Annotated in this window: 21 protein-coding genes; 13 read left to right on the forward strand and 8 right to left on the reverse strand. The window is 71.1% G+C overall.

Features of this window, described 5'->3' with window-relative positions; all coding sequences use genetic code 11:
- Window positions 1–3 precede the first annotated feature (3 nt).
- From ACIQZN_RS20495 to ACIQZN_RS20505, 3 genes are all read left to right on the forward strand, one after another.
- Window positions 4–1,005: a proline racemase family protein gene (locus ACIQZN_RS20495; RefSeq protein ID WP_403995580.1), complete on the forward strand. Its 1,002-nt coding sequence runs from the start codon at window positions 4–6 to the stop codon at window positions 1,003–1,005.
- A gap of 69 nt (window positions 1,006–1,074) precedes the next feature.
- Complete coding sequence (locus ACIQZN_RS20500; protein ID WP_403995583.1) at window positions 1,075–1,764, forward strand: GntR family transcriptional regulator; 690 nt, start codon at window positions 1,075–1,077, stop codon at window positions 1,762–1,764.
- A gap of 232 nt (window positions 1,765–1,996) precedes the next feature.
- Window positions 1,997–4,354 carry a M9 family metallopeptidase gene (locus ACIQZN_RS20505; RefSeq protein WP_403995586.1) on the forward strand — a complete coding sequence of 786 codons (2,358 nt, stop codon included), beginning with the start codon at window positions 1,997–1,999 and terminating at the stop codon, window positions 4,352–4,354.
- 12 nt (window positions 4,355–4,366) lie between these two features.
- On the opposite strand, the gene ACIQZN_RS20510 is transcribed toward ACIQZN_RS20505, so the two are convergent.
- From ACIQZN_RS20510 to ACIQZN_RS20520, 3 genes are all read right to left on the reverse strand, one after another.
- The gene (locus ACIQZN_RS20510) at window positions 4,367–4,756 is read right to left on the reverse strand and encodes a barstar family protein (protein ID WP_403995589.1); all 390 of its coding nucleotides are present in this window, start codon (window positions 4,754–4,756) and stop codon (window positions 4,367–4,369) included.
- Between the two features lie 23 nt (window positions 4,757–4,779).
- Window positions 4,780–5,172 (reverse strand): ribonuclease domain-containing protein, encoded by a 393-nt coding sequence (locus tag ACIQZN_RS20515; RefSeq protein WP_403995592.1) that lies wholly within the window; start codon window positions 5,170–5,172, stop codon window positions 4,780–4,782.
- Window positions 5,173–5,322: 150 nt separating this feature from the next.
- Window positions 5,323–5,913: a TetR/AcrR family transcriptional regulator gene (locus ACIQZN_RS20520; protein WP_403995595.1), complete on the reverse strand. Its 591-nt coding sequence runs from the start codon at window positions 5,911–5,913 to the stop codon at window positions 5,323–5,325.
- A 174-nt stretch (window positions 5,914–6,087) separates the two neighbouring features.
- On the opposite strand from ACIQZN_RS20520, the gene ACIQZN_RS20525 reads away from it, so the two are divergent.
- Both ACIQZN_RS20525 and ACIQZN_RS20530 read left to right on the forward strand, forming a co-directional pair.
- Entirely contained in the window at window positions 6,088–7,965 is a 1,878-nt protein-coding gene (locus ACIQZN_RS20525) for a serine/threonine-protein kinase (protein ID WP_403995598.1), read from the forward strand.
- Between the two features lie 156 nt (window positions 7,966–8,121).
- Window positions 8,122–8,487 carry an ATP-binding protein gene (locus tag ACIQZN_RS20530; protein WP_328904513.1) on the forward strand — a complete coding sequence of 122 codons (366 nt, stop codon included), beginning with the start codon at window positions 8,122–8,124 and terminating at the stop codon, window positions 8,485–8,487.
- 49 nt (window positions 8,488–8,536) lie between these two features.
- Here the strand turns inward: ACIQZN_RS20530 and ACIQZN_RS20535 are convergent, their stop codons facing one another.
- Together ACIQZN_RS20535 and ACIQZN_RS20540 are read right to left on the reverse strand one after the other, a co-directional pair.
- A complete protein-coding gene (locus ACIQZN_RS20535) occupies window positions 8,537–9,616 on the reverse strand; it encodes a DUF2637 domain-containing protein (RefSeq protein ID WP_403995601.1) in 1,080 nt (359 codons plus the stop codon).
- A 204-nt stretch (window positions 9,617–9,820) separates the two neighbouring features.
- A complete protein-coding gene (locus ACIQZN_RS20540; protein WP_403995604.1) occupies window positions 9,821–10,669 on the reverse strand; it encodes a (2Fe-2S)-binding protein in 849 nt (282 codons plus the stop codon).
- 145 nt (window positions 10,670–10,814) lie between these two features.
- Here ACIQZN_RS20540 and ACIQZN_RS20545 point away from each other — a divergent pair, with 145 nt between their 5' ends.
- Window positions 10,815–11,564: a GntR family transcriptional regulator gene (locus tag ACIQZN_RS20545; protein WP_403995607.1), complete on the forward strand. Its 750-nt coding sequence runs from the start codon at window positions 10,815–10,817 to the stop codon at window positions 11,562–11,564.
- Between the two features lie 45 nt (window positions 11,565–11,609).
- Here ACIQZN_RS20545 and ACIQZN_RS20550 read toward each other — a convergent pair whose 3' ends face one another.
- Window positions 11,610–12,395, reverse strand: coding sequence for a hypothetical protein (locus tag ACIQZN_RS20550; RefSeq protein WP_403995610.1), 786 nt, complete (start codon window positions 12,393–12,395; stop codon window positions 11,610–11,612).
- A gap of 175 nt (window positions 12,396–12,570) precedes the next feature.
- On the reverse strand, window positions 12,571–14,289 hold the full coding sequence (locus ACIQZN_RS20555) for a PucR family transcriptional regulator (protein ID WP_403995613.1): 1,719 nt from the start codon (window positions 14,287–14,289) through the stop codon (window positions 12,571–12,573).
- A 257-nt stretch (window positions 14,290–14,546) separates the two neighbouring features.
- On the opposite strand from ACIQZN_RS20555, the gene ACIQZN_RS20560 reads away from it, so the two are divergent.
- The 6 genes from ACIQZN_RS20560 to ACIQZN_RS20585 all read left to right on the forward strand — a co-directional run bounded on the left by ACIQZN_RS20560 (window position 14,547) and on the right by ACIQZN_RS20585 (window position 23,007).
- Window positions 14,547–15,437 (forward strand): FAD binding domain-containing protein, encoded by an 891-nt coding sequence (locus ACIQZN_RS20560; RefSeq protein WP_403995616.1) that lies wholly within the window; start codon window positions 14,547–14,549, stop codon window positions 15,435–15,437.
- A 2-nt stretch (window positions 15,438–15,439) separates the two neighbouring features.
- The gene (locus tag ACIQZN_RS20565) at window positions 15,440–16,036 is read left to right on the forward strand and encodes a (2Fe-2S)-binding protein (RefSeq protein ID WP_403995619.1); all 597 of its coding nucleotides are present in this window, start codon (window positions 15,440–15,442) and stop codon (window positions 16,034–16,036) included.
- Window positions 16,037–16,039: 3 nt separating this feature from the next.
- Window positions 16,040–18,424 (forward strand): xanthine dehydrogenase family protein molybdopterin-binding subunit, encoded by a 2,385-nt coding sequence (locus ACIQZN_RS20570; RefSeq protein WP_403995622.1) that lies wholly within the window; start codon window positions 16,040–16,042, stop codon window positions 18,422–18,424.
- 272 nt (window positions 18,425–18,696) lie between these two features.
- Window positions 18,697–20,154, forward strand: a complete 1,458-nt coding sequence (locus ACIQZN_RS20575; protein ID WP_020207247.1) for an NCS2 family permease — start codon at window positions 18,697–18,699, stop codon at window positions 20,152–20,154.
- A 34-nt stretch (window positions 20,155–20,188) separates the two neighbouring features.
- Window positions 20,189–21,340 (forward strand): XdhC/CoxI family protein, encoded by a 1,152-nt coding sequence (locus ACIQZN_RS20580; protein WP_333734983.1) that lies wholly within the window; start codon window positions 20,189–20,191, stop codon window positions 21,338–21,340.
- A gap of 452 nt (window positions 21,341–21,792) precedes the next feature.
- Window positions 21,793–23,007 (forward strand): IS110 family transposase, encoded by a 1,215-nt coding sequence (locus ACIQZN_RS20585; RefSeq protein ID WP_403995626.1) that lies wholly within the window; start codon window positions 21,793–21,795, stop codon window positions 23,005–23,007.
- Here the strand turns inward: ACIQZN_RS20585 and ACIQZN_RS20590 are convergent.
- Entirely contained in the window at window positions 23,004–23,423 is a 420-nt protein-coding gene (locus ACIQZN_RS20590) for a hypothetical protein (RefSeq protein WP_403995629.1), read from the reverse strand. The two genes, ACIQZN_RS20585 and ACIQZN_RS20590, sit on opposite strands and share 4 nt — an antisense overlap.
- 182 nt (window positions 23,424–23,605) lie before the next feature.
- On the opposite strand from ACIQZN_RS20590, the gene tnpB reads away from it, so the two are divergent.
- Window positions 23,606–25,087 (forward strand): IS607 family element RNA-guided endonuclease TnpB, encoded by a 1,482-nt coding sequence (tnpB, locus tag ACIQZN_RS20595; protein ID WP_403995632.1) that lies wholly within the window; start codon window positions 23,606–23,608, stop codon window positions 25,085–25,087.
- Window positions 25,088–25,893: the final 806 nt, after the last annotated feature.

Consider the following 25,893-nt stretch of genomic DNA (forward strand, 5'->3'; position numbering starts at 1 on the left):
AGGATGCGCAGCCGCCACGTCTTCCACGCCGTCGACTCGCACACCGAGGGCATGCCCACCCGCGTGATCACCGGCGGGATCGGCACGCTCCCCGGCGCCACCATGGCCGAGCGACGCGCGTACTTCATGGCGCACCGGGACGCGGTGCGCACCCTGCTGATGTACGAGCCGCGCGGCCACTCCGCGATGAGCGGGGCCGTCCTCCAGCCGCCGACCCGGCCCGACGCCGACTTCGGGGTGCTGTTCATGGAGGTCTCCGGCTGCCTGCCGATGTGCGGGCACGGCACGATCGGGGTGGCGACCGTGCTGGTGGAGACCGGCATGGTCCCGGTCACCGAACCGGTCACCACCGTACGGCTCGACACCCCCGCCGGGCTCGTCACCGTGGACGTACGCGTCGAGGGCGGGGCCGCCACCTCCGTCACCCTCACCAATGTGCCGGCCTTCAGCGCCGGGCTCGGCCTCACCGCGAAGGTGCCCGGGTTCGGTGAGGTGCCGTACGACCTGGCCTACGGCGGCAACTTCTACGCGATGGTGCGGCTGGCGGACCTGGGCCTGCCGTTCGACCGGGCGCGCAAGGACGAACTGCTCGCGGCGGGCCTGGCCTTGATGGAGGCCGTCAACGCCACCGACCGGCCGGTCCATCCGGTGGACCCGGACATCCACGGGCTCAAGCACGTCCAGCTGATCGCGCCCGGCTCCGACGCGGCGCACTCGCGGCACGCGATGGCCATCCACCCCGGCTGGTTCGACCGCTCGCCGTGCGGCACGGGCACCTCCGCGCGCATGGCCCAGCTGCACGCCCGGGGCGAACTCCCGCTGGACCGGGACTTCGTCAACGAGTCCTTCATCGGCACCCGGTTCACCGGCCGGCTGGTGGGCGAGACCACGGTGGGCGCGCTGCCCGCCGTCGTGCCGACGGTCACGGGGAGGGCCTGGATCACCGGGACCGCGCAGTACTTCCTGGACCCGGAGGACCCCTTCCCGGAGGGCTTTCTGCTGTGAGCCCGCGCCGGGTTCAGGTCCAACGTCACATTGTATTCTGGCCCTCCGCACGGTGCTGGAGGAACACACATGGCCCGCCTGACGTCGCTCAACGCCCTCTCGGCGCAGGAGCACCTGCGCGACCAGGTGGGGCACGCGCTGCGGGCGGCCCTCGTCTCCGGCGAACTGCGGCCCGGCACCGTCTACTCGGCGCCCGCGCTGGCCGCCCAGTTCGGCGTCTCCGCCACCCCAGTACGTGAGGCGATGCTCGACCTGGTCCGCGAGGGCCAGGTCGAGGCCGTCCGCAACAAGGGCTTCCGGATCACCGAGCTGACCGACCAGGACCTGGACGACTACACCGAGCTGCGCGCGATGATCGAGGTCCCCACCGTCGGCCGGATCGCGCGCATGGGCCTGACCCGGGAGCTGGAGGCGCTGCGGCCGGTCGCCGAGGAGATCGTCGAGGCCGCCCGCCGCCACGACATCCTGGGCTATCTGGAGGCGGACCGGCGCTTCCACCTCGCCCTGCTGGGGCTGGCCGGCAACCGGCGGCTGGTCGAGGAGGTCGGCGAACTCCGCAAGCGCTCGCGGCTCTTCGGGCTGAACCGGCTCGCCGAGTCCGGGCAGCTGGCCGCGTCGGCCGAGGAGCACATCGAACTGCTCGACCTGGTGGTCGCCGGGGACGCCGAGGGTGCCGAGGCCTGCATGCTCGGCCATATGTCGCACGTCCGCTCGCTGTGGGCGGACGGCCGCCGAGGTGAACCGGCGAGCCGGGCGTAACGCCTCAAGCTCGCCCGTAACCAAGGGCGTTGACCCTTCCAGGAATGTCGTCACGGCCGCTTCCTAAAGACATGTGACATGTGCCATTGTACTGACGGTCGCGCTTGAGGTCGTGTCCATGTCACTTCGCTGACCGTTCCGGTCGCCCGCCGTCCCCGTCCGGCCTCACCCGCGCGCCATCCCCCACGGCCGCGCAACGGCGCGCGGCCCTCACACCGCTGGGAGGCGGCACGTGAAGAAACGCACGGTCCGACAGAGAGTCACCGGACTCACCACCGCGGCCCTGGCGGCATGCCTGGGCATCGGCATGCTCGCCGCACCGGCCCCGGCCGCCGAGCCCCGGCCCTCCACCCCGGCCACCGCGGGTGCCACCGCGCACCGGACGACCGGGGAGCCGTCGCCCGAGCCCGGCGGCCCCGCCGCGCAGGCCGCCACCGCGCCCGCCCAGGACCCGGCCCACCTGGGCGAGACGGCCGTCAGTCCTGAGGACCGGGCCCCGCTCAGCGCCTCCAAGGACGCGCTGCGGCGCGACTACGACGACCCGCGCGCCACCGAGCCGAGCCACCCGGCCCCCTCCATGAAGGCGAAGTACCTCGCACGGGCGGCCGCATGCTCCGTGAGCGACTTCACCAGCCGCACCGGCAGCGCGCTCGTCCAGCGGATCAAGGCGTCCACCACCGACTGCGTCAACACCCTCTTCTCCGTGAAGGGCAACGACGGCTACCTCGCCTTCCGCGAGGCCCAGATGGTCACCGTGGCGAACGCCCTGCGCGACGGCTCGGCCGCCTACCCCGGCGACAGCAGCACCGGCATGCCCCAACTGGTGCTCTATCTGCGGGCCGGGTACTACGTGCAGTACTACGACCCCGGCACCGTGGGCTCCTACGGCACCGCCCTGCGCACCGCCATCCAGGGCGGCCTGGACGCCTTCTTCGCCTCGGCGCACTCCCGCGACGTCACTGACGCCAACGGCGAGACCCTGGCCGAGGCCGTCATCCTCATCGACAGCGCCGAGCAGAACGCCCGCTACCTGTCGGTCGTGAAGCGGCTGCTGGCCGGCTACGACTCCACGTACAACAGCTCGTGGTACATGCTCAACGCGGTCAACAACGTCTTCACCGTGACCTTCCGGGGCCACCAACTGCCCGCGTTCGTCAGCGCCGTGGAGGCCGATCCGAGCCTGCTCGACGCGCTCGCCGGATTCGCCCGCGACCATCTGGACCTGCTCGGCACCGACCAGTCCTACCTGACCTCAAACGCGGGCCGCGAGCTGGCCCGCTTCCTCCAGGAGGACACGCTCAGGCCCACGGCGAGGCCGCTGGTCATCGACCTCCTCGGCCGCTCCTCGATCACCGGGCCCACCGCGCCGCTCTGGGTCGGCCTCGCCGAGATGGCCGCCTTCTACGACGACGCGAACTGCTCCGCGTACGGCACCTGCGACCTGGCCGCCCGCCTCAAGAGCGCCGTCCTGCCCACCTCGTACACCTGCAGCGACAGCATCCGCATCCTGGCCCAGCAGATGTCCTCGGACGACCTGACCAAGGCGTGCACCAGCCTGCGCGGCCAGGACGCCTACTTCCATCAGGTGGCCAGGGACAACGGGCCCGTCGCCGGGGACCGCAACACCACCATCGAGGTCGTCGTCTTCGACTCCAGCACCGACTACCAGACCTACGCCGGCGCCATCTACGGCATCGACACCAACAACGGCGGGATGTACCTGGAGGGCGACCCCTTGGCGGCCGGCAACCAGCCGAGGTTCATCGCGTACGAGGCCGAGTGGGTCCGGCCCGACTTCCAGATCTGGAACCTCAACCACGAGTACACCCACTACCTCGACGGCCGGTTCGACATGGCGGGCGACTTCGACGCCGGAGTCACCACCCCGACCGTGTGGTGGATCGAGGGCTTCGCGGAGTACGTCTCCTACTCGTACCGCGAGGTCACCTACGACGACGCCCTCACCCAGGCCGCCGCGCACACCTACACCCTGCGCACCCTCTTCGACACCACCTACGAGAACGCCGACCAGACCCGCATCTACAACTGGGGCTACCTGGCCGTCCGTTACATGCTCCAGTCGCACCGCGCCGACCTGGACAAGCTCCTCGGCCTCTACCGCGCCGGTGACTGGAACGGCGCCCGCACCCTGCTCACCTCCACCATCGGCAGCCGTTACGACACCGACTGGGCGGCCTGGCTCACGGCCTGCGCGGCGGGCAGCTGCGGCAGCACCACCAACCCGCCGACCGATCCCACCACCCAGTGCACCGGCACCGACGCCCGCGAACTCGGCCAGGGCTGCGCCCGCTCCGGACAGCACGCCACCCGGGGCAACTACGCCTACCTGTACCTCTACATACCCGCCGGCACTGAACGGCTGACCATCACCACCAGCGGCGGCACCGGTGACGCCGACCTCTACTACAGCGCCAACGGCTGGGCGACCACCGGTTCGTACACCGCCAAGGCCATCGGCAGCGGCAACGCGCACACCCTCACCGTCGACCACCCGGCCGCCGGGGCCCACTACATCAGCCTGTACGGCGTGCAGGACTTCGGGCAGGTGAGCGTGGCGACGCGCTACTGACCGGGCACGCCCTCAGAGCAACCGCAGCGCGTCCGGCCCCGCCCGGTCCCGGATGATCTCCACCAGCCGGTCGAAGAGGGTCGGACCGCGCCCCGCAGCCGCCTGCGCAGACTCCTCGCGCAGGCGGCTGCGGTTGCTCTCATGGGCGCGGGCGGCCAGTCGCTCCAGCCGGCGGGCCGTCTCCGGATGCCCCAACGCCCTTGCGGAAACGGTGTGATCGCGCCACTCGAAGACGAAGTCCCCGTCGTCCGGCGTTCCCATGCCACCGCCGAGACAGTCCGCGAAGGCGTCGAGATTGCGGCCGAAGTAGCCACCCGGGCCGTTCACCGCCTCACCGACGACGGACCAGAAGCTGTCCAGGCCGGTGATCCGGGAACCCTCGATCACATAGGTCACGGTCATGGGGACGACCCTACGGGCAGGGGTCAGCAGCCGTGGTCCACCAGGTCGAACGTCTCGTAGTGGTCGGCGGTGTAGTAGTCCTCCTGGCTCTCCTCACCCGTGACGATGCGCCGCGCGCCACGCGTCGAGGAGCCAGGGGTGATGACGGTGTACTCGTGGTAATAGCCGGTGCTCTGCGACGGCAGCACGCCCTCGCGGTTCTGGAAGACGGTGCCGTCCTGGTCGTACGGGAAGGGGCCGCCGGAGTCGATGAGGTCCAGGGTGTCGTGGGCCTGGGACGGCAGGTCCGAGTAGCAGACGCTGCCGACCGAAGCGGCCGTCGCCGAGGCGGTCGCGGTGACCGGGCCGCCGACGATGAGGGCGGACAGGAGGGCGGCAGCGCCGCCGAGCGTGGTGATCCGTGGGGGGATTCGCATGCTCCATGATGACGCGCGTAGACAGCGGCCCGTCAACGCCAACTCGGGTGAATTCTTCGAGAGTTAACCGTGGAGAGGGAACACATCGGGCTCCGGGGGCCGCTGCAGTGCCACGGCCGTGCGGCGCTCGAACGGAAGTCCGTCGCCTGGTCAGGGGCTGACGGAACGCCAGATGTGATACGGGACGGTCCGGATGGCCTCTTCGATGTCGATGTCGCCCACCGCGAGCCAGCGCCGCGCGATGCTCGTCACCGGCCCCAGGATCAGCGACTCCAGGACGGGAATCGGCAGCGCGACCAGCTCGCCCGACTCCTGGTGGCCGTGGAGCCAGGCGGCGAGCGGGGCGATCCGTGCCTCCTGGGCGCCCCGGAGCTGGCGCGCGTTGGTGATGGCCTCACGGTCGGCGGTGACCGAGTGCATGAGCCGGGCCGCGTCCGGATGTTCCTGGATGAAGCGGAGATACGTCTCCGTCAGCGCCCGCACCCCGCCGCGCGCGTCCGTGACCTGTTGCAGCGCCCCGACCACCTCGCCGAGGAGGCGGCCCAGCCAGGACTGCGCGAGAGCGAGGACCACACCCTGGAGGCTGCCGAAGTGGTGGTAGATGCTGCCCGCGCTCACGCCGCTGGCCGAGGTGATCGCGTTGAGGGTGAGGCCGGCCTCGCCCTGGGCCGCGTACAGCTCCAGGGCGGTGTCGAGCACCTGGGCGGCCGTGGCCTCCCCGCGCTGCTGCTTCGGACTCATCTGTACGCCCCCGCTTCCGGAGTCTCTGGCTCCTCATGATGCCCTCCGGGGACAGCGTAGAAGAATATTCCGGAATTGTTTCCAGAAGTTGTTCCAATTGGTGCCCCCTTTGCCTCACACTGAACGCTTGCCGCGCCAAGTCGCGGCCGTACACGGGGATTTCAGGAGACGGGCGTGAACAACAACGACCACGCGGACAACGAGGACTACCTCGACGGAGGCATCAAACCGCTGACACCGACGGACCCGGTGCGCGTCGGTCCGTATCTGCTGCTGGGCCGCCTCGGCGCCGGCGGCATGGGCCGGGTCTACCTCGCCCGCTCGGACGGCGGCCGCACGGTCGCGGTCAAGGTGGTGCATGCGGAGCACGTCGCGGACCCGCAGTTCAGGGGCCGCTTCCGGCGCGAGGTCGAGGCTGCACGGCGCGTCGGCGAGCGCTGGACCGCGCCCGTCCTGGACGCGGCACCGGACGCCGAATTCCCCTGGGTGGCCACGGGTTACGTGCCCGGGCTCTCCCTGGAACAGGTGGTGCGGGGCCACGGCGCGCTGCCCGCCGCCTCGGTGACGGCGCTCGCCACGGGGCTGCTGCACGCGCTGAAGGACATCCACGCGGCGGGCATCGTCCACCGCGATCTCAAGCCGTCCAACGTGATGCTCACGATGGCGGGGCCCAAGGTCATCGACTTCGGGATCGCCCGCGCCGTCGGGACCGCCATCGAGTCCCTGCTCACCAGTACCAACATGGTGCTCGGCACACCCGGTTTCATGGCCCCGGAGCAGGTGCGCGGGGAGAGCGCGGTCCCCAAGAGCGACGTCTTCACCCTCGGCTGTGTGCTGACGTACGCGGCGACCGGCACCCTCCCCTTCGGGCACGGGGCGAGCAACCAGCACGCGATCATGTACCGGATCGCGGAGGCCGAGCCCGAGCTCAAGCGGGTCCGGGACGCGGATCTCAAGGCGCTGATCGCCCGGCTGCTGGTCAAGCCGATCGAGGACAGGCCCTCGGTGGACGAGCTGCTGGCCGAGCCGGAGCGCGCGGCGGAGCCCGCCGCCTCCTCGTGGCTGCCGGCCGCCGTCGTGAGTCATCTGGCCCGCCAGTCCGCGCAGTTGCTCGACGCGGAGGCGGCGCCGCTGCGGCAGGAGGGGGACCGCCCGACGGTCGACCTCCGGTCGGCGCCCGAGGTGGCGGCGGCGGTGGAGGGCCCGAAGACGGCGGAGAAGGAGAAGCCGAAGCGCCGCCGCCCCTGGCTGGTCACCGTGCCGCTGGTGGTCGTCCTCGGCGGCGGGGGCGGCACGCTGGTCATGCTCCAGCCGTTCAGCCACGACGGGGGCGACGCGCACGCCGCGCCCCCGGCCGCCACCTCCACCGGCCCGACCGCCCCGGAGCCCTCGCCGGCCGGCAGCGCGTCCCCGGCGGGCGGCAGGAGCCCGAAGGCGTCGCCCAGCAAGAAGAAAAAGAAGGCGGAGACCGGCAAGGACGGGAAGGACGGCAAGGACGGGCAGCCGGGCAAGGACGGCCGGAACACCGGAAGTTCGGGCGGCGGCTCGGGCTCCACGGGAAGCGGCTCGTCCTCGGGCGGTTCGTCCTCCACGGGCGGCGGCGGTTCGTCCACCACCACGACCAGCGGGGGCAGCTCGGGAGGCGGCAGCAAGGGAGGCTCCACAAGCACATCCGGCGGCGGGGGTTCCACCAGCACCTCGGGCGGCTCCTCCACCGGCGGCTCGGGCGGGGGCGGCTCCACGGTCCCGGCGTCGTTCGCCGGCACCTGGAAGGACGGTGGGATGTACCCGATGGGCCAGCCGAGCACCATCACCATCTCCAAGGCGGGCGTGGTGAAGCTGAGCGACTACCTGTTCAACCAATGCCCGTACGAGGCGAAGGTGACGTCCACCTCCAACGGGGGCAAGCGCCTCAACATCGGGACGGCCACGGTCACGGGTCCCAACGTTCCTTATTGCTACCCGACGATCGCCGCGTCCTACTTCGACATCAACGGCAGCGGCATCGATTACTACCTCAGTGGCACCAAGTATTACTACAAGCGCGCCTGAGCCCCGCACGATTCACTCCGGTCCGAAGGGCTCCGCAAGCGTGACAGCCGGTAGGCGGGGCATGCATTGCGTGAGCACCTTCGAGACAGGGGGCGAATGGTCGTGTGGGCGGGGGAAACGGTGGAGCGTCACGAAGAGACCCGGATGCATCGCAGGGTGGACCGGGCCGATCTGGCAGCCGTGGGAGAAGTCCGGGGCGCGGTCAGGGAGTTACTGCGCTACCGGTGGAAAGAGGAACCGGCGCAGGTCGCCGAACTGCTGCTCAGTGAGCTGGTGACCAACGCCCTGGTGCACACGGACGACGGCGCGGTCGTCGCCGTGAGCGTCGCACCCCGCCGGCTGCGCGTGGAGGTGCGGGACTTCGTCCCCGGAATGGACCCCGAGCCGCACGTACCGCCCGCCGACGACGGTACGCACGGCAGGGGGCTGATCCTGGTGGAGAGCCTGGCCGACTCCTGGGGGATCAGCCCTCGCTCGCTGGGCAAGGTGGTCTGGTTCGAACTGGACGGCGAACGGCCCTGACCGTCCTTCCGGACGGTCAGGGCCGTTCGCCCGCAACCGCTGTCCCGCGTCAGCCGAACTGCTGCTCCAGGTCCTTGAGTTTCTGCTCCAGCGAATCGAGCCGGGGCAGGGCCTGGGTGTCGTCGTCGGCGAGCGGATCGACCGGGGCCGATTCGCTCGCGCCCAGTTCAGGGACGCTCGCCGATTTCGAGTGGTTCACGGCTTGCAGGGATGGCCGGGGTCGCAGGGGCAGCTGACCCGGCTCGGATATGGCGGGCTCCGCGACGGACTGCGCGGAGCCCGTCGCCGGGGCCAGTGCGGCCACCTCGGCCGGGGGGCCACCCCGTCCGAGCCGGCCCCAGGCCCGGTTCTGCCGGTTCAGGGCCTTGATGTGCGCCCGGTCCAGCTTCTCCTGGTCTCTTCTGCGGAGACGGTTCTGCTCTTTCTCCCTGCGGTCCTCGCGTACCTCGTCGACCGCCTCGTCCAGCGTGCGTACGCCTTCGAGGAGCATCAGCGACCAGGCGCCGAAGGTCTCCCGGGGCGCGCGCAGCCAGCGCACGATCCGGATCTGCGGCAGCGGGCGGGGCACGAGGCCCTGCTCGCGCAGCGCGGCCCGGCGGGTCTGCTTCAGCGCGCGGTCGAACAGCACGGCGGCCGAGAGCGACATGCCCGCGAAGAAGTGCGGGGCACCCGCGTGGTTGATGCCGCGCGGCGCGTGCACCCAGTTGAACCAGGCGGCGGCACCGGCGAAGGTCCACACCAGGAGGCGCGAGCCGAGCGCCGCGTCCCCGTGGCTGGCCTCCCGTACGGCGAGGACCGAGCAGAACATCGCCGCCCCGTCCAGGCCGAAGGGCACCAGGTACTCCCAGCCGTCGGAAAGGCCGAGGTTCTGCTCGCCGAAGCCGACGAGCCCGTGGAAGGAGAGTGCGGCGGCGACCGCCGCGCAGCAGAACAGCAGCACGTACGAAGCGGTGGCGTACAGCGCTTCCTTGCGTCTGCGCCGCTCCTCGCTGCGTTCCCAGCTGTCGTCGGCCGAGGCTGTGTCCGAGGCGCGCCTTCCGCGCGCGACCACCGCCACCGCCGCCATGACCCCCACGAGCAGCACGGCGCCCGGAAGCAGCCAGTCAAGCGATATGTCGGTCAGTCTCATGCGCGGTCCCTTGCGTCACGTAGGGCGTTTCGGACGCCATCGTGGCGGAAACTCCCGCACGTCCAGGCCGTTTCGGGGCAAGAGAACGCCAATGGGGTGCAGGAGGCCGTCGATATGGACGTTCTGGTCGAACGCCCTTCAGCGGTGTGCGCATGACGTTCGAATACGTGCCACTCGTCCGGGCGGTGTGGAACGGCGTACGGATCAGGGGGCGGGCGTCAGCTTGCGGACGCGCTCCTCGTCGCACGTACGCGGGCACGTGACGCAGGTGTCCTCGGGGCGCAGCGTGTAGAACAGGCAGCAGCTCGCCCGGTCCCGGGTCGGCAGCGACTCCCCGTTCGGCCCGGTCAGCTCGCGGAAGCCCGCGGTGCCGACGTACGGCTTCGTGGTGCCCGGCAGCAGCGCCTCCAGCTCCGTCATGGCGCGCTGCTCCTCGCCCAGCAGATGGGCGACGTACCAGAGGCCCTCGACGATCTCGTCGGTCGCCATCCCCCACAGGGCCCGCTTGCCGCGCCGCATGCGCGGACGGAAGCCGTCGAGCACCGGGCCCAGGTGTTCGGTCACCGCGTCCAGCACCTCGGCCCGCAGCGCGGCCTCGTCGGCCACCACCCGGGCCCCCGGCAGCCCCGCCGCCGGGTCGTCGGGCAGGCAGGCGAACTCCCGCACCCGCAGCGTCAGATGGCCCAGCGCCCGCTGGAACGAGACGTCCTCGACCGGAACGCGGGGCACCCGGCGGTGCAGGAACCACGGAACGGTCACCAGCAGACAGGCCGGCCACGCGTACCGGTGCAGACCGAAGCTGGCGATCACATCGGGCCGGCCCTCCTGCCCGTAGTCCCGCCGGACCTGCTCGTCGTCGAAGGCGAGGAACGTGTCCAGCGCCTCGCCGCCGGCCGCCAGCTCGTGCGCGCCCACCCAGCCGGGGCCGCCGGGGGCGCTCTCGCCCTCGGCGAGGATCTCGGCGCGCACCCCGGGGAAGACCTCGGTCAGGCGCGCGTAGGCGTCGGCCACGGGCGAGGCCGTCACTGCGGGGAGCAGGGCGGGCATGGTCATACGGGGACCACCGATTCACGATCGTCAGCAGGTAAGCCTTACCTTACCCTGCCGGATCGATGTTTGAACTGGGGGCCCTTGCGCCTATCGTGCACTCAGGGCGCCCGACGCGCGAGCGCGCCCGTGACCGGCCGAGGAGGTCCCCGTGGAGCAGGGCGGAGCGCGCGAGGACGTGCGTCCCCCGTACGGCGCTGTCCCGGTCGTCCGGGTGCCCGAGCAGGCCCGCGGTGAGCACACCCACGGGGAGCACCCGCACGAGGCCCCCCGCGTCCAGGTGCGCCGGCACTCCGTGCGCGGCCAGATCCTGGAGGCCCTGCGCACCGCCCTGGTCGACGGCGAGCTGGTCCCCGGCCAGGTCTACTCGGCGCCCGCTCTCGGCGCCCGCTTCGGCGTCTCGGCCACCCCGGTGCGCGAGGCGATGCAGCGGCTGGCCACCGAGGGCGCCGTGGAGGTCGTGCCGAACCGGGGCTTCCGGGTCGCCGAGCGCGGACCGCGCGAGCTGGCGGAGCTGGCCGAGGTCCGCGCCCTGATCGAGGTCCCCGTCATGCTGCGGCTCGCCCGCACCGTCCCGCCCGCCCGCTGGTGCGCGCTGCGCCCGCTGGCCGACGCCACCGTGGCCGCGGCGGCCGTCGGCGACCGGGCGAGCTACGCCGACGCGGACCGGGCCTTCCACGGCGCGGTGCTCGGCCTCGCCGGGAACCACAGCCTGGTCGCCGTCGCCGACGACCTGCACCGCCGCTCCCAGTGGCCCCTGGTGGACAACCCGGTCACCCGGCGCGCCGACCTGCTGGCCGACGCCTCCGAGCACACCGCGCTGCTCGACGCCCTGATCGCCCAGGACGTGGCGGTCGTCCAGTCGCTGGTGCGCGAACACTTCGCGGGCGCCGACGGCTGACCCCCGTAAGCCCTGGTGCGTACGGGGACGGGCCGGCGCCCGCGCTCAGTTCGCCTCGACCGTCTCCGGCGGGGGCTGGTCCAGATGCGGGCCCAGCCAGGTCGGGACGCCGCCCAGCAGCCGGAAGAGGCGGGCCGCCTCGGCGCGCAGCCGGGTCGCCGCCTCCGGTTCGGGCTCGGCGTCGGCCAGCGCGATGAGGGCCGGGGCCGTACCGACCAGGTAGCCCAGCTCCTCCCTTATCCGCAGCGACTCCGCGAAACCGTGCCGGGCCTCCGCCAGCTCGCCCTCGCGCAGCGCGATCAGGGCCAGATGGCGCCAGGTCGACGAGAGCAGCAGCGCGTCGCCCTGCGCGGTGGCACCGGCGTGGGCCCTGCGGTACGCGGCCCGGGCGGCCTGCGGGGAGTTCGCGATGTTCTGCGCGATCAGGCCGCGCCGGAAGTCGAGCAGCGGCCGGCCCTGGGCGACGGGGGAGAGCAGCGCGGCGGCCCGGCCCAGCGCCACCCGGGCCTCGTCGGCCCGGTCCCGTACGCCGAGGAGGGTCGAGGCGTACGCGAGGTAGCCGCGCTCGCAGGCGGCCGCGCCGCGTTCCTCGTCGTCGTGGGCCATGGCCTCGGCGGTGCGCAGGGCGTCCTCGGCGTCCGTCCAGCCCTGCCCGGTGTACAGGCACCGCTCGGTCAGCAGGGCCGTCCGCTGGAGGGCCGCGGCCGGGTCGGTGGCGGCGTCGTGTTCCAGCAGGGCCGCGGCGTCCGTCCAGCAGGCGCGTGAGCGCAGCCGCCATACCGCGGTCTGGAGCGGAGGATCGTCATCTGCTGTCGTTCCGGAACCAGACATGGCGGTATGCGCCACATTGCCCTCCCCGAGCGCGCCGTCGAGCTGTTGAGTATGGGCCGCATCACAGCACGGAATGGCACGCCGGGCCAAGAGGTCGAGGCAATGTCAGGTGAAACTTTTCACAATCGGCGGCGCGGGGCCGGACATCCCCCGGGCCCTTGCCCGGCCCGGGATTTCAGCTCATCCGCAGGGCCAGGAAGAAATCGAGCTTGTCCTCCAGGCGCGCCAGATCACGCCCCGTCAACTGCTCGATTCGCCCGACCCGGTAGCGCAGCGTGTTGACGTGCAGATGCAGCCGGGCCGCGCAGCGGGTCCACGAACCGTCGCAGTCCAGGAACGCCTCCAGGGTCGGGATGAGCTCCGCGCGGTGGCGCCGGTCGTACTCGCGCAGCGGGTCCAGCAGCCGCGCGGTGAACGCCCGCCGCACGTCGTCCGGGACGAACGGCAGCAGCAGCACGTGCGAGGCCAGCTCGTGGTGACCGGCCGCGCAGACCCGGCCGGGCCGGGCCGCCGCCACCCGGCGCGCGTGCCGGGCCTCCTCAAGGGCGCCGCGCAGCCCCTCCGCCGAGTGCACCGAGGCGCTGACACCGAGTGTCAGGCGGCCGTCGTCCCCGAGCCCCGCCGAGAGCGGGGCGCGCACGGCGGCGAGCAGCGCGTCGGCGTGCAGGGCGGGGTCCTGGTCCTCCGTGCCGCCGTCGGGAGCCCCTTCGGCCGCCTCGCCGTCCGCCCGCTCCGGGGCGGCGGGCAGCGGCACCAGCGCGATCGCCTCGTCACCCGTGTGGGCGACGGCGATCCGGTCCGCCGAATCGGGCCCGGTCACCGCCGGGTCGACCAGGATCTCCTCCAGCAGCGCCTGGGCGACCGGGCCGCCCCGGACCGAGGAGGCGCCGTCCTCGTCCCACTCGACCCGGGCCACCACGACCTGCCAGTGCGGCGCGGTGCCGAGGCCGGGGAGCAGGACCGGCGTCGCCACGCGCAGCCTGGCCGCGATCTCGGCGGGCGCGGCGCCCGCCTGGACCAGCTCCAGGACCTCCTGGGCGAGCCGGCGGCGCACCGTGCGGGCCGCGTCGCGGCGGTCGCGCTCGACGGCGATCAGCTGGGTGACGCCCTGGAGGAGGTCGAGCCGCGCGGCCGGCCAGTCGCCCGCGTCGGCCTCCACGGCGAGCAGCCAGTCGGAGAGCACCGACTCCCGGACGTCGCGGGCGGGCGGCACCGCGCCGCCCCGGCCGTTGTTCCGGATCGGGAAGAGCGAATACGTCGTACCGCCGAGGGCGGCCCGGTGCGGGGCGCGGCGGCCCGAGCGGACGGCGGCCAGATGCAGCCCGGCCAGCTCGGCCCCGGCGGCGGCGGGCAGCGGGGCGCCCGCGCCCGCGATCTGCCGCCCGGTGGGGGAGAGCACCCAGGCGTGGAGGTCCAGGTCGGAGCCCAGGAGATCGAGGACCACCTCGGGGCCGCCGCCGGTCGGGCCCGAGGTCATCAGCCGGCGGTGGCGGTCCACCACGGCGGCCAGATCGCCCGCCCGCTCGCCGGACACCTGGCGCACCACGTACTCGGTGATCGTTGCGAACGCGACCGTCTCGTGGACCGCGAACAGGGGCAGCCGGTGGTGGCGGCACGCCTCGACGAGATCGTCCGGGATGTCGCCGAGCTCCGCCTCGCCCGCCGCGAGACCGGCCACCCCGGCGCCCGCCAGGATGCGCACGAACGGCTCCGAGTCCGCCGCGTCCCGGCGCCAGGCCAGACCGGTCAGGACCAGTTCGCCGCCGGTGAGGTAGCGGCTCGGGTCGCGCAGGTCGGTCGTCATCACCCCGCGGACCGACCGGTCCAGCTCGTCGTCGCCGCCGAGCAGCCGCAGGCCCAGCGCGTCGTTCTCCAGCAGTGCGCGCAGCCGCATCGGGTCGCCGCCGATCTCTCTCGTTGGTACGGGTGAAGTCTGGGTGTTGCGGTGAGGCTGCTGAGCCCCGCCATTCGTTCGAATCTACAAGACATGAGCGGAGACCGGCCAACCGCTTCATGGGTTCGGTGACTGCACCAGGTGGAGCAGGGCTTGTGTACTGGGCCACACACCGCGTGAACAAGACATGAACAAGTTCGAGGGCCGGCCGTCACCCAGCCCAGCGTGAAGACACGATTGAGAAGAAGAGAGCCACCATGGACTTCCTTCGCCCCGCAAGCTGGGAGGAGGCGCTCGCCGCCAAGGCCGAGCACCCGACGGCTGTGCCCATCGCCGGGGGCACCGATGTGATGGTCGAGATCAACTTCGACCACCGGCGCCCCGAATACCTCCTGGACCTCAACCGCATCGGTGAGCTCACCGAGTGGGAGGTGGGCCAGGAGAGCGTACGGCTCGGCGCCTCGGTCCCGTACAGCCAGATCATGGAGCACCTGCGGGCCGAGCTGCCCGGTCTCGCGCTCGCCTCGCACACCGTCGCATCGCCGCAGATCCGCAACCGGGGCGGTGTCGGCGGCAACCTCGGCACCGCGTCCCCGGCCGGTGACGCCCACCCCGCCCTCCTCGCGGCCGGCGCCGAGGTGGAGGCCGAGTCCGTACGCGGCACCCGGATGATCCCCATCGACGCCTTCTACACCGGCGTCAAGCGCAACGCCCTCGAACCGGACGAGCTGATCCGGGCCGTGCACATCAAGAAGGCCGACGGGCCCCAGCAGTACTCCAAGGTCGGCACCCGCAACGCGATGGTCATCGCCGTCTGCGCCTTCGGCCTCGCCCTGCACCCCGAGACCCGCACGGTCCGCACCGGCATCGGATCGGCCGCCCCGACACCCGTCCGGGCGAAGGCGGCCGAGGAATTCCTGAACGCCGCCCTTGAGGAGGGCGGGTTCTGGGACAGCCGCACGATCATCACGCCGTCCGTCGCCCAGCAGTTCGCCACGCTCGCCGCCGGCGCCTGCAACCCGATCGACGACGTGCGCGGCACCGCGAGCTACCGCCGCCACGCCGTCGGCATCATGGCCCGCCGCACCCTCGGCTGGGCCTGGGAGTCATACCGCGGCAACGGCCGCAGCACCGAAGGAGCCGCCTGATCATGCGCGTCAATTTCACGGTCAACGGCCGCCGCCACGAGGCCGACGACGTCTGGGAGGGCGAATCCCTCCTCTACGTCCTGCGCGAGCGCATGGGCCTGCCCGGCTCCAAGAACGCCTGCGAGCAGGGCGAGTGCGGCTCCTGCACGGTCCGCCTCGACGGCGTCCCCGTCTGCTCCTGCCTGGTCGCCGCCGGCCAGGTCGAGGGCCGCGACGTCGTCACCGTAGAAGGTCTGGCCGACTTCGCCGCCCACCGCGCCGAGGCCCACCCCGGCACCGGCTGCGCCTCCGGCGCCTGCGGCACCTCGCTGGACCGGGCCAAGCGCTGGCAGGCCGAGCCCGCCGCGGGCGACGAGACCCGCGACACCGGGGAGCTCTCCCCGATCCAGCAGGCGTTCATCGACGCCGGAGCCGTCCAGTGCGGCTTCTGCACCCCCGGCCTCCTGGTCGCGGCCGACGAGCTCCTGGAGCGCACCCCGCAGCCGTCCGACGCGGACATCCGCGAGGCGCTCTCCGGCAACCTCTGCCGCTGCACCGGCTACGAGAAGATCCTCGACGCGGTCCGCCTGGCGGCCGCCCGCGCGGAAGAGACGGTCTGAGCCATGGGCGTTACCGGTTCCCCCACCAACATCAACCAGGGCAGCCGCACCAAGGGCGGCATCGGCGAGTCCACGCTGCGCCCCGACGGCATCCTGAAGGTCACCGGCGAGTTCGCGTACTCCTCGGACATGTGGCACGAGGACATGCTCTGGGGCCACACCCTGCGCTCCACCGTCGCGCACGCCGAGATCGTCTCCATCGACGTCTCCGAGGCGCTGGCCACCTCCGGCGTCTACGCGGTCCTCACCTACGACGACCTGCCCGCCGCGATGAAGAACTACGGCCTGGAGATCCAGGACACCCCCGTCCTCGCCCACGGCCGGGTCCGCCACCACGGCGAGCCCGTCGCGCTCGTCGCCGCCGACCACCCGGAGACGGCCCGCCGCGCCGCCGCGAAGATCCGGATCGACTACCGCGAGCTGCCCGTCGTCACCGACGAGGCGTCCGCGACCGCACCCGGCGCCCCCCTCATCCACGAGGGCCGCGACGACCACCACATCGGCCATGTGCCGCACCCCAACATCGTCCACCGCCAGCCGATCGTCCGGGGCGACGCGGCGGCGGCCGAGGCCCGGGCCGATGTCATCGTCAAGGGCGACTACTACTTCGGCATGCAGGACCAGGCGTTCCTGGGCCCCGAGTCCGGCCTCGCCGTACCCGCCGAGGACGGCGGTGTCGACCTGTACGTGGCGACCCAGTGGCTCCACTCCGACCTGCGCCAGATCGCGCCCGTCCTCGGCCTGCCCGAGGACAAGGTCCGCATGACGCTCTCCGGCGTCGGCGGCGCCTTCGGCGGACGCGAGGACCTGTCGATGCAGATCCACGCCTGCCTGCTCGCCCTGCGCACCGGCAAGCCCGTGAAGATCGTCTACAACCGCTTCGAGTCCTTCTTCGGGCACGTCCACCGCCACCCGGCCCGCCTCCACTACGAGCACGGCGCCACCCGCGACGGCAAGCTCACCCACATGAAGTGCCGCATCGTCCTGGACGGCGGCGCCTACGCCTCCGCGTCCCCGGCCGTCGTCGGCAACGCCTCCTCGCTGGCCGTCGGCCCGTACGTCATCGAGGACGTCGACATCGAGGCCATCGCGCTCTACACCAACAACCCCCCGTGCGGCGCCATGCGCGGCTTCGGCGCCGTCCAGGCGTGCTTCGCCTACGAGGCGCAGATGGACAAGCTGGCCGCCCAGCTGGACATGGACCCGGTCGAGTTCCGCCAGCTCAACGCCATGGAGCAGGGCACCCTGCTGCCGACCGGACAGGCGGTCGACTCGCCCGCCCCGGTCGCCGAACTGCTGCGCCGCGTCAAGGCCATGCCGCTGCCGCCCGAGCGCCAGTGGGAGAGCGCCGGCGAGCAGGCCGACGTCCGCGCCCTGCCCGGCGGCCTGTCCAACACCACCCACGGCGAGGGCGTCGTACGCGGCATCGGCTACGCGGTCGGCCTGAAGAACGTCGGCTTCTCCGAGGGCTTCGACGACTACTCCACCGCCCGGGTCCGCATGGAGGTCATCGGCGGCGAACCCGTCGCGACCGTCCACACCGCCATGGCCGAGGTCGGGCAGGGCGGCGTCACGGTCCACGCCCAGATCGCCCGTACCGAACTCGGCGTCTCCCAGGTCACCATCCACCCCGCCGACACCCAGGTGGGCTCCGCCGGATCGACCTCCGCGTCCCGTCAGACGTACGTCACCGGCGGCGCGGTCAAGAACTCCTGCGAGGCCGTCCGCGAACAGCTCCTGGAGCTCGGCCGCCGCAAGCTCGGCACCTACCACCCCGCCTGGGCCACCGCCGAACTCCTCCTGGAGGGCGGCAAGGTCGTCACCGACGGCGGCGAGGTGCTGGCGGACATCGCGGACGTCCTGGAGGACGAGGCGATCGACGTCGAGCTGGAGTGGCGCCACCGGCCCACCGAGGCGTTCGACCTGCGCACCGGACAGGGCAACGGCCACGTCCAGTACTCCTTCGCCGCGCACCGCGCGGTGGTCGAGGTCGACACCGAGCTCGGCCTGGTCAAGGTCATCGAACTGGCCTGCGCCCAGGACGTCGGCAAGGCGCTCAACCCGCTGTCGGTCGTCGGCCAGATCCAGGGCGGCACCATCCAGGGGATGGGCATCGCCGTCATGGAGGAGATCATCGTCGACCCGGTGACCGCGAAGGTACGCAACCCCTCCTTCACGGACTACCTCCTCCCCACCATCCTCGACACGCCGACCATCCCGGTCGACGTGCTCGAACTCGCCGACGACCACGCCCCGTACGGGCTGCGCGGCATCGGCGAGGCCCCGACCCTGTCGTCCACCCCGGCCGTCCTCGCGGCGATCCGGAACGCGACGGGTCTGGAGCTCGACCGGACGCCGGTGCGGCCCGAACACCTCACCGGCGTCTGACCGGGGCTCCGCCCCCACCGCTCTCCGGGCGGTGCGCGCCACCGGCGAACGTCACACTTCCCGGCCCGCACCGCCCGGAGGCCCAGGGTCCCGCCCCGCTCGCGGCCCCCGAACCCCCCCGCACCGGAACAGCACCACCCGTTCCGTTCCCTCCTGCATGAACAGTTCGTCTCGGGCCGTCCCCCGGGTCGTGCCGCCAGCGCAGTCATCCCAAATCCCGCATCTTGATTCTTCATCGCGGGTGCCCCTGTGAACCTTGGGAGTCAGGCATCATGACCCAGCAGTCAGTGCAGCCGAAGACCGGTGCGGAGGACGCGGGCCCCGGCTCGCGCGTTCCCGCCGGCAGATCGTGGCTCGACCGGTACTTCCACATATCCGACCGCGGTTCGACCGTGGCCCGGGAAGTGCGCGGCGGTGTCACGACCTTCATGGCCATGGCGTACATCCTTCTGCTCAACCCGCTGATCCTCGGCGGCAAGGACGTCGACGGCAATCTGCTCAGCCAGCCCGCCCTGATCACCGCCACCGCGCTCGCGGCGGCCGTGACCACCCTGCTCATGGGCTTCGTCGGCAAGGTCCCGCTCGCGCTCGCCGCGGGCCTCAGCGTCTCCGGTGTCCTGTCCTCGCAGGTCGCCCCCGAAATGACCTGGCCGCAGGCCATGGGCATGTGCGTGATGTACGGCGTGGTGATCTGCCTCCTGGTGGTCACCGGTCTGCGCGAGCTGATCATGAACGCGATCCCGCTCCCGCTGAAGCACGGCATCACCATGGGCATCGGCCTGTTCATCGCCCTGATCGGGCTCTACAAGGCCGGTTTCGTCGGCAAGGGCACCGCCACCCCGGTGACCCTCGGTCCGGCCGGTGAACTCGCCGGCTGGCCCGTCCTCGTCTTCGCGGTCACCCTGCTGCTGATCTTCATGCTCCAGGCCCGCAACATCCCCGGCGCGATCCTCATCGGCATCGTCGTCGGCACCGTGGTCGCCTTCGTGATCAACAAGGTCGCGGACGTCGACCCGAAGATCTGGAGCAGCGGCCCGCCGGAGCTCAAGGGCTCCGCGGTCTCCTCACCGGACTTCTCGCTCTTCGGCGACGTCGACTTCGGCGGCTGGGGCGACGTCGGCGCGATGACCGTCGGCTTCATCGTCTTCACCCTCGTGCTCGCCGGCTTCTTCGACGCGATGGCCACCATCATCGGCGTCGGTACGGAGGCCGGGCTCGCCGACGACAAGGGCCGCATGCCGGGCCTGTCGAAGGCGCTGTTCATCGACGGCGCCGGCGGGGCCATCGGAGGTGTCGCCGGCGGTTCCGGGCAGACGGTCTTCGTGGAGTCCGCGACCGGCGTCGGCGAGGGGGCCAGGACCGGCCTCGCCTCCGTCGTCACCGGCCTGTTCTTCGCCGCCTGCCTCTTCTTCACCCCGCTCACCGCGATCGTGCCCGCCGAGGTGGCCTCCGCCGCTCTCGTCGTCATCGGGGCGATGATGATGCAGAACGCCCGGCACGTGGACTGGAGCGACCGCTCCGTGGCCATCCCGGTGTTCCTGACGGTGGTCCTGATGCCGTTCACGTACACCATCACCACCGGTGTGGCGGCGGGCGTCATCTCGTACGTCGCCATCAAGGCCGCCCAGGGCCGGGCCCGCGAGGTCGGCGCGTTCATGTGGGGCCTGACGGTGATCTTCGTCGTCTACTTCGCCCTGCACCCGATCGAGAGCTGGCTCGGCGTCAGCTGACCCGCCCCTTCACCCATCCGCCAAGGAGACCGAGATGCTGGACATCGCCGAGGAGCTCGACCGCTGGGCCGGGCAGGGACGCGATTTCGCCGTGGCCACCGTCGTCGCCGTCGGCGGCAGCGCGCCCCGCCAGCCGGGGGCCGCGCTGGCCGTCGACCGCGACGGCACGGCGATCGGCTCGGTCTCCGGCGGGTGCGTGGAGGGCGCCGTGTACGAGCTGTGCCAGGAGGCGCTGGAGGACGGGCTGACCCGCCTCGAACGCTTCGGCTACAGCGACGAGGACGCCTTCGCGGTCGGCCTGACCTGCGGCGGCGTCATCGACATCCTGGTGACCCCGGTCCGGGTGGACGACCCCGCCCGCCCGGTGTACGCCGCCGCGCTCGCCGCCGCCGTACGGGGGGAGGCGGCGGCGGTCGCCCGGATCACCGACGGGCCCGCCGAACTCCTCGGCCGGCCGCTCCTGGTGCACCCCGACGGCCGTTACGAGGGCGGGCTCGGCGGACACCCCGAGCTGGACCGCACCGCGGTCGCCGAGACCCGCGCCCTGCTGGACCAGGGCCGCACCGGCACCCTCACCATCGGCGCCGACGGCTCGCGCTGCGGGCAGCCCCTCACGCTGCTCGTGGAGTCCAGCGTGCCGCCGCCCCGGATGATCGTGTTCGGGGCCATCGACTTCGCCTCGGCCCTCGTCCGGGCCGGCAAGTTCCTCGGCTACCACGTCACGGTGTGCGACGCGCGGCCCGTCTTCGCGACGAAGGCCCGCTTCCCGGACGCCGACGAGCTGGTCGTGGACTGGCCGCACCGCTATCTGGCCGGAACCGCGGTGGACGCCCGCACGGTCCTGTGCGTCCTCACGCACGACGCCAAGTTCGACGTGCCCCTGCTGGAGGCGGCGCTCAAGCTGCCCGTCGCGTACGTCGGCGCGATGGGCTCCCGCCGCACCCACCTCCAGCGCAACGAACGGCTGCGCGAGGCCGGGGTGACCGAGCTGGAGCTGGCCCGCCTGCACTCGCCGATCGGGCTGGACCTCGGAGCCCGTACGCCCGAGGAGACGGCCCTGTCGATCGCCGCCGAGATCGTCGCCGCCCGGCGCGGCGGCAGCGGCGCCCCGCTGACCGGCGCGCACACTCCGATCCACCACCCCGGCGGGCTGCCCCCGGCCGGCCGCATCGGCTCGGTGGCCTGAAGTAGCCCTCAGGGGCGGGGCATCCAGGACCGGCGGTTAGCCACCGCGGCACATGCGCGCCAGGCGGGCCCCCGCGATCGCCGCCGGTAACGCTTATGGCGCGGGCGCCATTGGTTCGCTTCGCTCAGCGGACAAGGCCCTCACCACCGTCTGACGGGCGGGGTGTTTGCGCCAGATGTCGAGATCGATGCTGCCGCTTCGCGGTTCGCCCCCCCCGTTACCGTCTTCGTGGCTCCGCAATGGGGCTACCGGCCTTCGGGTCCGGCATGACTTCCCCCCTGTTGCGGTTGATGATCCGGGGGGTGGTGTCACCGGGCCCGAAGGCATCGACGGACCGCTGATGAGAGGCTTGAGCACCGGCTTACCCGAGCCGGAAGAGCTCTCCGTAACGTGGGTGTGGCAGCTCGGTGCCGAGGCAAGGCCGGACGAAAGCGTGATGGAGGGGCCTGCACGTGATCGACATCGGCGACATCGACGTCTTCCTCGGCCTGGACGTCGGCAAGAGCGAACACCACGCCACCGCTGTCACCCCGGCCGGCAAGAAGGCGTTCGACAAGCGCCTGCCGAACACCGAGCCCAAGCTCCGCGAGCTCTTCACGAAGCTCCAGGCCAAGCACGGGACGGTGCTGGTCGTGGTCGACCAGCCGGCCTCGATCGGCGCGCTGCCGCTGGCGGTCGCCCGGGACATGGGCTGCCCGGTCGCCTACCTGCCCGGACTGACGATGCGGCGGATTGCCGACCTCTGCCCGGGCGAGGCGAAGACGGACGCGAGGGACGCGTTCATCATCGCGGATGCGGCCCGCGCAATGCCCCACACGCTGCGGGCGATCGACGGCGAGGACGAGACGATCGCCGAGCTGGAGATGATCGTGGGGTTCGACGACGATCTGGCTGGCGAGGCGACCAGGGTCGCGAACCGCCTGCACGGCCTGCTGACTCAGATCCATCCGTCTCTGGAACGGGTGCTGGGGCCACGGTTGCAGCACCCTGCCGTCCTCACGCTGCTGGAGCGGTTCGGGTCACCGGCACAGATACGCAAGGCGGGCCGAAGGCGGCTGGTCACGCTGCTGCGGCGGAAGGCGCCGCGGATGGCCGAGCGTCTGGTCGAGGACATCTTCACCGCGATGGACGAACAGACCGTGGTGGTGCCCGGCACCGACGCGGCCGCTCTGATCGTCCCGAGCCTCGCCAGATCCCTGGCCGCCGTCCTTGACCAGCGCAAACTCCTGGCCGGGCGGATCGAGAAACTCCTGGAGGCCCACCCTCTTTCGAAGGTCCTGACGTCGATGCCGGGCATCGGCGTCAGGACCGGCGCACGAATCCTGATCGAGGTCGGCGACGGCAGCACCTTCCCCACCGCCGGCCACCTCGCCGCCTTCGCCGGCCTCGCCCCCGCGACCCGCAGTTCAGGGTCGTCGATCCGCGGCGAACAGCCCTCCCGGAGAGGAAACAAGCAGCTCAAACGGGCCTTCTTCCTCTCCGCGTTCGCCGCCCTGGGAGACCCGGCATCGCGGGCCTACTACGACAAAAAGATCGCCCAAGGGAAGCACCACACGCAGGCTCTGCTCTGCCTCGCCCGACGCCGGGCCGATGTCCTCTTCGCGATGCTCCGCGACGGCACCTTCTACGAACCGCAGCCTGTTCGGGCCGTCGCTCCGCAGACCTAGACCATGGTCAGGAGGTGGTCCGTGGGGCCGTAGTCGATCTTCCAGTCGGCATAGACCCCTGAGGCACCGTCCTTCTGGCACCGCAGCCCAACGGTCACCCAGCGGACCGATCCGTCGTCGGCGAGGGAGAACGCGACCGCGGTTTCAAACTCCTCGCTCCCGCACGGGCAGCAGGCCTCGCCGGGATCCGCGTCCTCCCAGAACTCCTCGCTATCCGCGATGAACGCGCGGCCGCCGCAACCAACGCACACCCGCTCCGCTCCGCCCTCGACATCGTCAACGAGCACGAAGAACATGCGCCCGCCACACCCGCCGACGGAAGGAACGATCTTCACCCGACGGCTGTCGCCTGCGTTCCGCAAAAACACCGCGAGGTCCGCAGAGACACCCTCGCCAACCTGATCATCAGCATGCACAGCCACATCGTTCCAGACGCCTGAACCAGCACCCATCCACCTTGACCAAAGAGATAGGGGCACCCCCCGCACCGAAGGCAAACAACTGTACTAATTTGTTCCATTAATTGCATGGCATTTTGCAAATATACTGATGCGGTGATGCTAGGAAGCTTCCATCAGTGCTCTGGTGGGGGGAGCGTGTGAAGAAGTTCGTCCCGCGGCCAGGCTTTGCCGTCTGCGCACACAGGTTGGCGCTGGATCCGGGAGCTGCGGTGGTGGCCCGGTTGCATTCGCATGCGGGTGGGGCGCGGGCCGCGTACAACTGGGCGGTCGCTCATGTCACCGCTGCGTGGGGGCAGCGCGCTGCCGAAGCCTCGTACGGGATTGCCGAGGATGAGCTGACTGCGTGGCGGTCGTGGTCGCTGCCGTCGTTGCGAAAGGCGTTCAACGAGGCCAAGTGCACCGATCCGCGTTTCGCAGGGTGGTGGGAGGAGAACTCGAAGGAGTCCTATAACACCGGCCTCGCCAACGCATCAGCCGCCTTCGACAACTACGCGAAGTCCAAGAACGGCAGCCGCAAGGGGGCCCGGTTAGGCGTCCCCCGCTTCAAGTCGAAACGGAAAGCACGTCTGGCGTGCCGGTTCACGACCGGCACGATCCGTATCGAGGCGGACGGCAGACACGTCACCCTGCCCAGAATTGGCACGGTCCGCCTTCATGAGCCCCGCCCCGACCTGCGGGCCCGTATCGACTCAGGCACGATGCGGATTCTGTCCGCGACCGTGCGTCTGGACCGGGGGCGCTGGTTCGTCTCGTTCCAGGTCGAACAGCAAAGCGAGCTGGTGCGGGTCGCGCGCCCGGATGCCGCGGTCGGAATCGACCTGGGCATCAAAACCCTCGCCGTCCTCGCCAACAGCGACGGAACCGTGACCGAGGTACCCAACCCCCGCCACCTCGACCAAGCACAGGAACAGTTGCGCCGTGCCAGTCGTGTCGTATCGCGCCGCCGAGGCCCCGACCGGCGCACCGGACAGAAGCCCTCGCGGCGGTGGGAGAAGGCGAACCGGGCCCGCAACAAGATCCATCACCGGGTGACGAACCTGCGCGAGGACACCCTCCACAAGCTCACGACGCGGCTCACCGCCGAGTACGGCACCCTTGTGATCGAGGATCTGAATGTGGCGGGGATGGGCCGTAACCGGCGGTCGTCGCGCCGGATCGCGGACGCCGCGTTCGGTGAGATCCGCCGCCAGCTCACGTACAAGACCCGCCGGCACGGCACACGCCTGGTCGTGGCCGACCGGTGGTTTCCCTCCTCGAAGACTTGCTCACGCTGCGGTGCGGTGAAAGCCAAACTGCCCCTGCACGTGCGCGTCTTCGAGTGCGATGCCTGCGGGCTCGTCCTGGACCGGGACGAAAACGCCGGACACAACCTGCTCGCCCTCGCAACCCACAACACCACATGCGCCACCAGCAGTACAGGTACCGGAGTGGCCGGAGACCTGGACCCCACCACAAGAGTGGGGTCGAAGCCCCGTGGAGCTAACCGCAAGACCCGCGCCACCCTTACCGGCCATCAGGCTGGGAAGGGGCGGGCAGGTGGCATAATCCCCAGCCCCAGAGCTGGGACAGAAATGGGAGACCGTCAACAGGACGCCAGAACGCAACTCGCGCTCTGGTGACACCGTCACGGACCATTCCGGCAGAAACGCCGGAATGGCTGAGATCAGCTCATGATTGAGGCCACGGCATGTACCAGTCGATGTCCCGAGCGTTGCGGCTACCTCCGTCATCCCCTTGCAGTTGTGCGAGGGATGCCTCATTTCTCGCGGTGAGAAGCCTGCTGGCTCTACCCGGCTACGTCGTCCTTGCATTCAGGCTTGGGGACGATCTTGTGGCCTCCTCCGAGTGGCGAGTCCCCTAGCCCGTTGCCGGACCAGTACACGCCAACGGATGCTTTGGGGGCCCCATCTGCCGCAGTGACGAAGACCTCGGATACATAACGTTGGCCGGAAGCAGTCTTGCCTTCGACTTCGAGGACTCGACCGCCGTCCGAGGCGCGTGTATTTCTGACAGCTGCCGAACGGACAACATGAGGCTTACCTCCTGGCTTGAGACAGTCAGCTGCCGCCTCCCTCCAGATCTCTATGCATGATTCGACTTGGTACGAGAGTTTCTTGCAGAACGAGGGGCCGCTCGCACCCGGGGCTGCGGCAGCCAACTCCTGAAGGACTTCGACTGCCTGCCTCTCGCTGACAGGTAGGGCGACTTTGTTCTGTTCTGGGGCAGAAGGGCTCCCGCATCCCGCCGTGATTCCTGCGGCAAGTACAGCGGTGGTAAATATTCGTCTTCTTCGCATAGCTTTCCTCCCCCTATGGGTGTTCCGTCTGCAATGAGCCTTTTCCAACCTCACGCTGACGCGTGGTGAAGGACGAGGATGGCCTTCACGAAGTTGGTGATGCGGTTCGTGCTGCACCGGAGCTTCCGC

The organism is Streptomyces sp. NPDC097595, from assembly GCF_044761525.1.
Taxonomy (GTDB): domain Bacteria; phylum Actinomycetota; class Actinomycetes; order Streptomycetales; family Streptomycetaceae; genus Streptomyces; species Streptomyces drozdowiczii_A.

Coding starts and splice junctions, on each gene's coding strand:
- ACIQZN_RS20495 (WP_403995580.1), top strand. CDS start 4: ATGCGCAGCCGCCACGTCTTCCACGCCGTCGACTCGCACACCGAGGGC.
- ACIQZN_RS20500 (WP_403995583.1), top strand. CDS start 1,075: ATGGCCCGCCTGACGTCGCTCAACGCCCTCTCGGCGCAGGAGCACCTG.
- ACIQZN_RS20510 (WP_403995589.1), bottom strand. CDS start 4,756: ATGACCGTGACCTATGTGATCGAGGGTTCCCGGATCACCGGCCTGGAC.
- ACIQZN_RS20515 (WP_403995592.1), bottom strand. CDS start 5,172: ATGCGAATCCCCCCACGGATCACCACGCTCGGCGGCGCTGCCGCCCTC.
- ACIQZN_RS20520 (WP_403995595.1), bottom strand. CDS start 5,913: ATGAGTCCGAAGCAGCAGCGCGGGGAGGCCACGGCCGCCCAGGTGCTC.
- ACIQZN_RS20535 (WP_403995601.1), bottom strand. CDS start 9,616: ATGAGACTGACCGACATATCGCTTGACTGGCTGCTTCCGGGCGCCGTG.
- ACIQZN_RS20540 (WP_403995604.1), bottom strand. CDS start 10,669: ATGACCATGCCCGCCCTGCTCCCCGCAGTGACGGCCTCGCCCGTGGCC.
- ACIQZN_RS20550 (WP_403995610.1), bottom strand. CDS start 12,395: ATGTCTGGTTCCGGAACGACAGCAGATGACGATCCTCCGCTCCAGACC.
- ACIQZN_RS20555 (WP_403995613.1), bottom strand. CDS start 14,289: ATGCGGCTGCGCGCACTGCTGGAGAACGACGCGCTGGGCCTGCGGCTG.
- ACIQZN_RS20560 (WP_403995616.1), top strand. CDS start 14,547: ATGGACTTCCTTCGCCCCGCAAGCTGGGAGGAGGCGCTCGCCGCCAAG.
- ACIQZN_RS20565 (WP_403995619.1), top strand. CDS start 15,440: ATGCGCGTCAATTTCACGGTCAACGGCCGCCGCCACGAGGCCGACGAC.
- ACIQZN_RS20570 (WP_403995622.1), top strand. CDS start 16,040: ATGGGCGTTACCGGTTCCCCCACCAACATCAACCAGGGCAGCCGCACC.
- ACIQZN_RS20575 (WP_020207247.1), top strand. CDS start 18,697: ATGACCCAGCAGTCAGTGCAGCCGAAGACCGGTGCGGAGGACGCGGGC.
- ACIQZN_RS20580 (WP_333734983.1), top strand. CDS start 20,189: ATGCTGGACATCGCCGAGGAGCTCGACCGCTGGGCCGGGCAGGGACGC.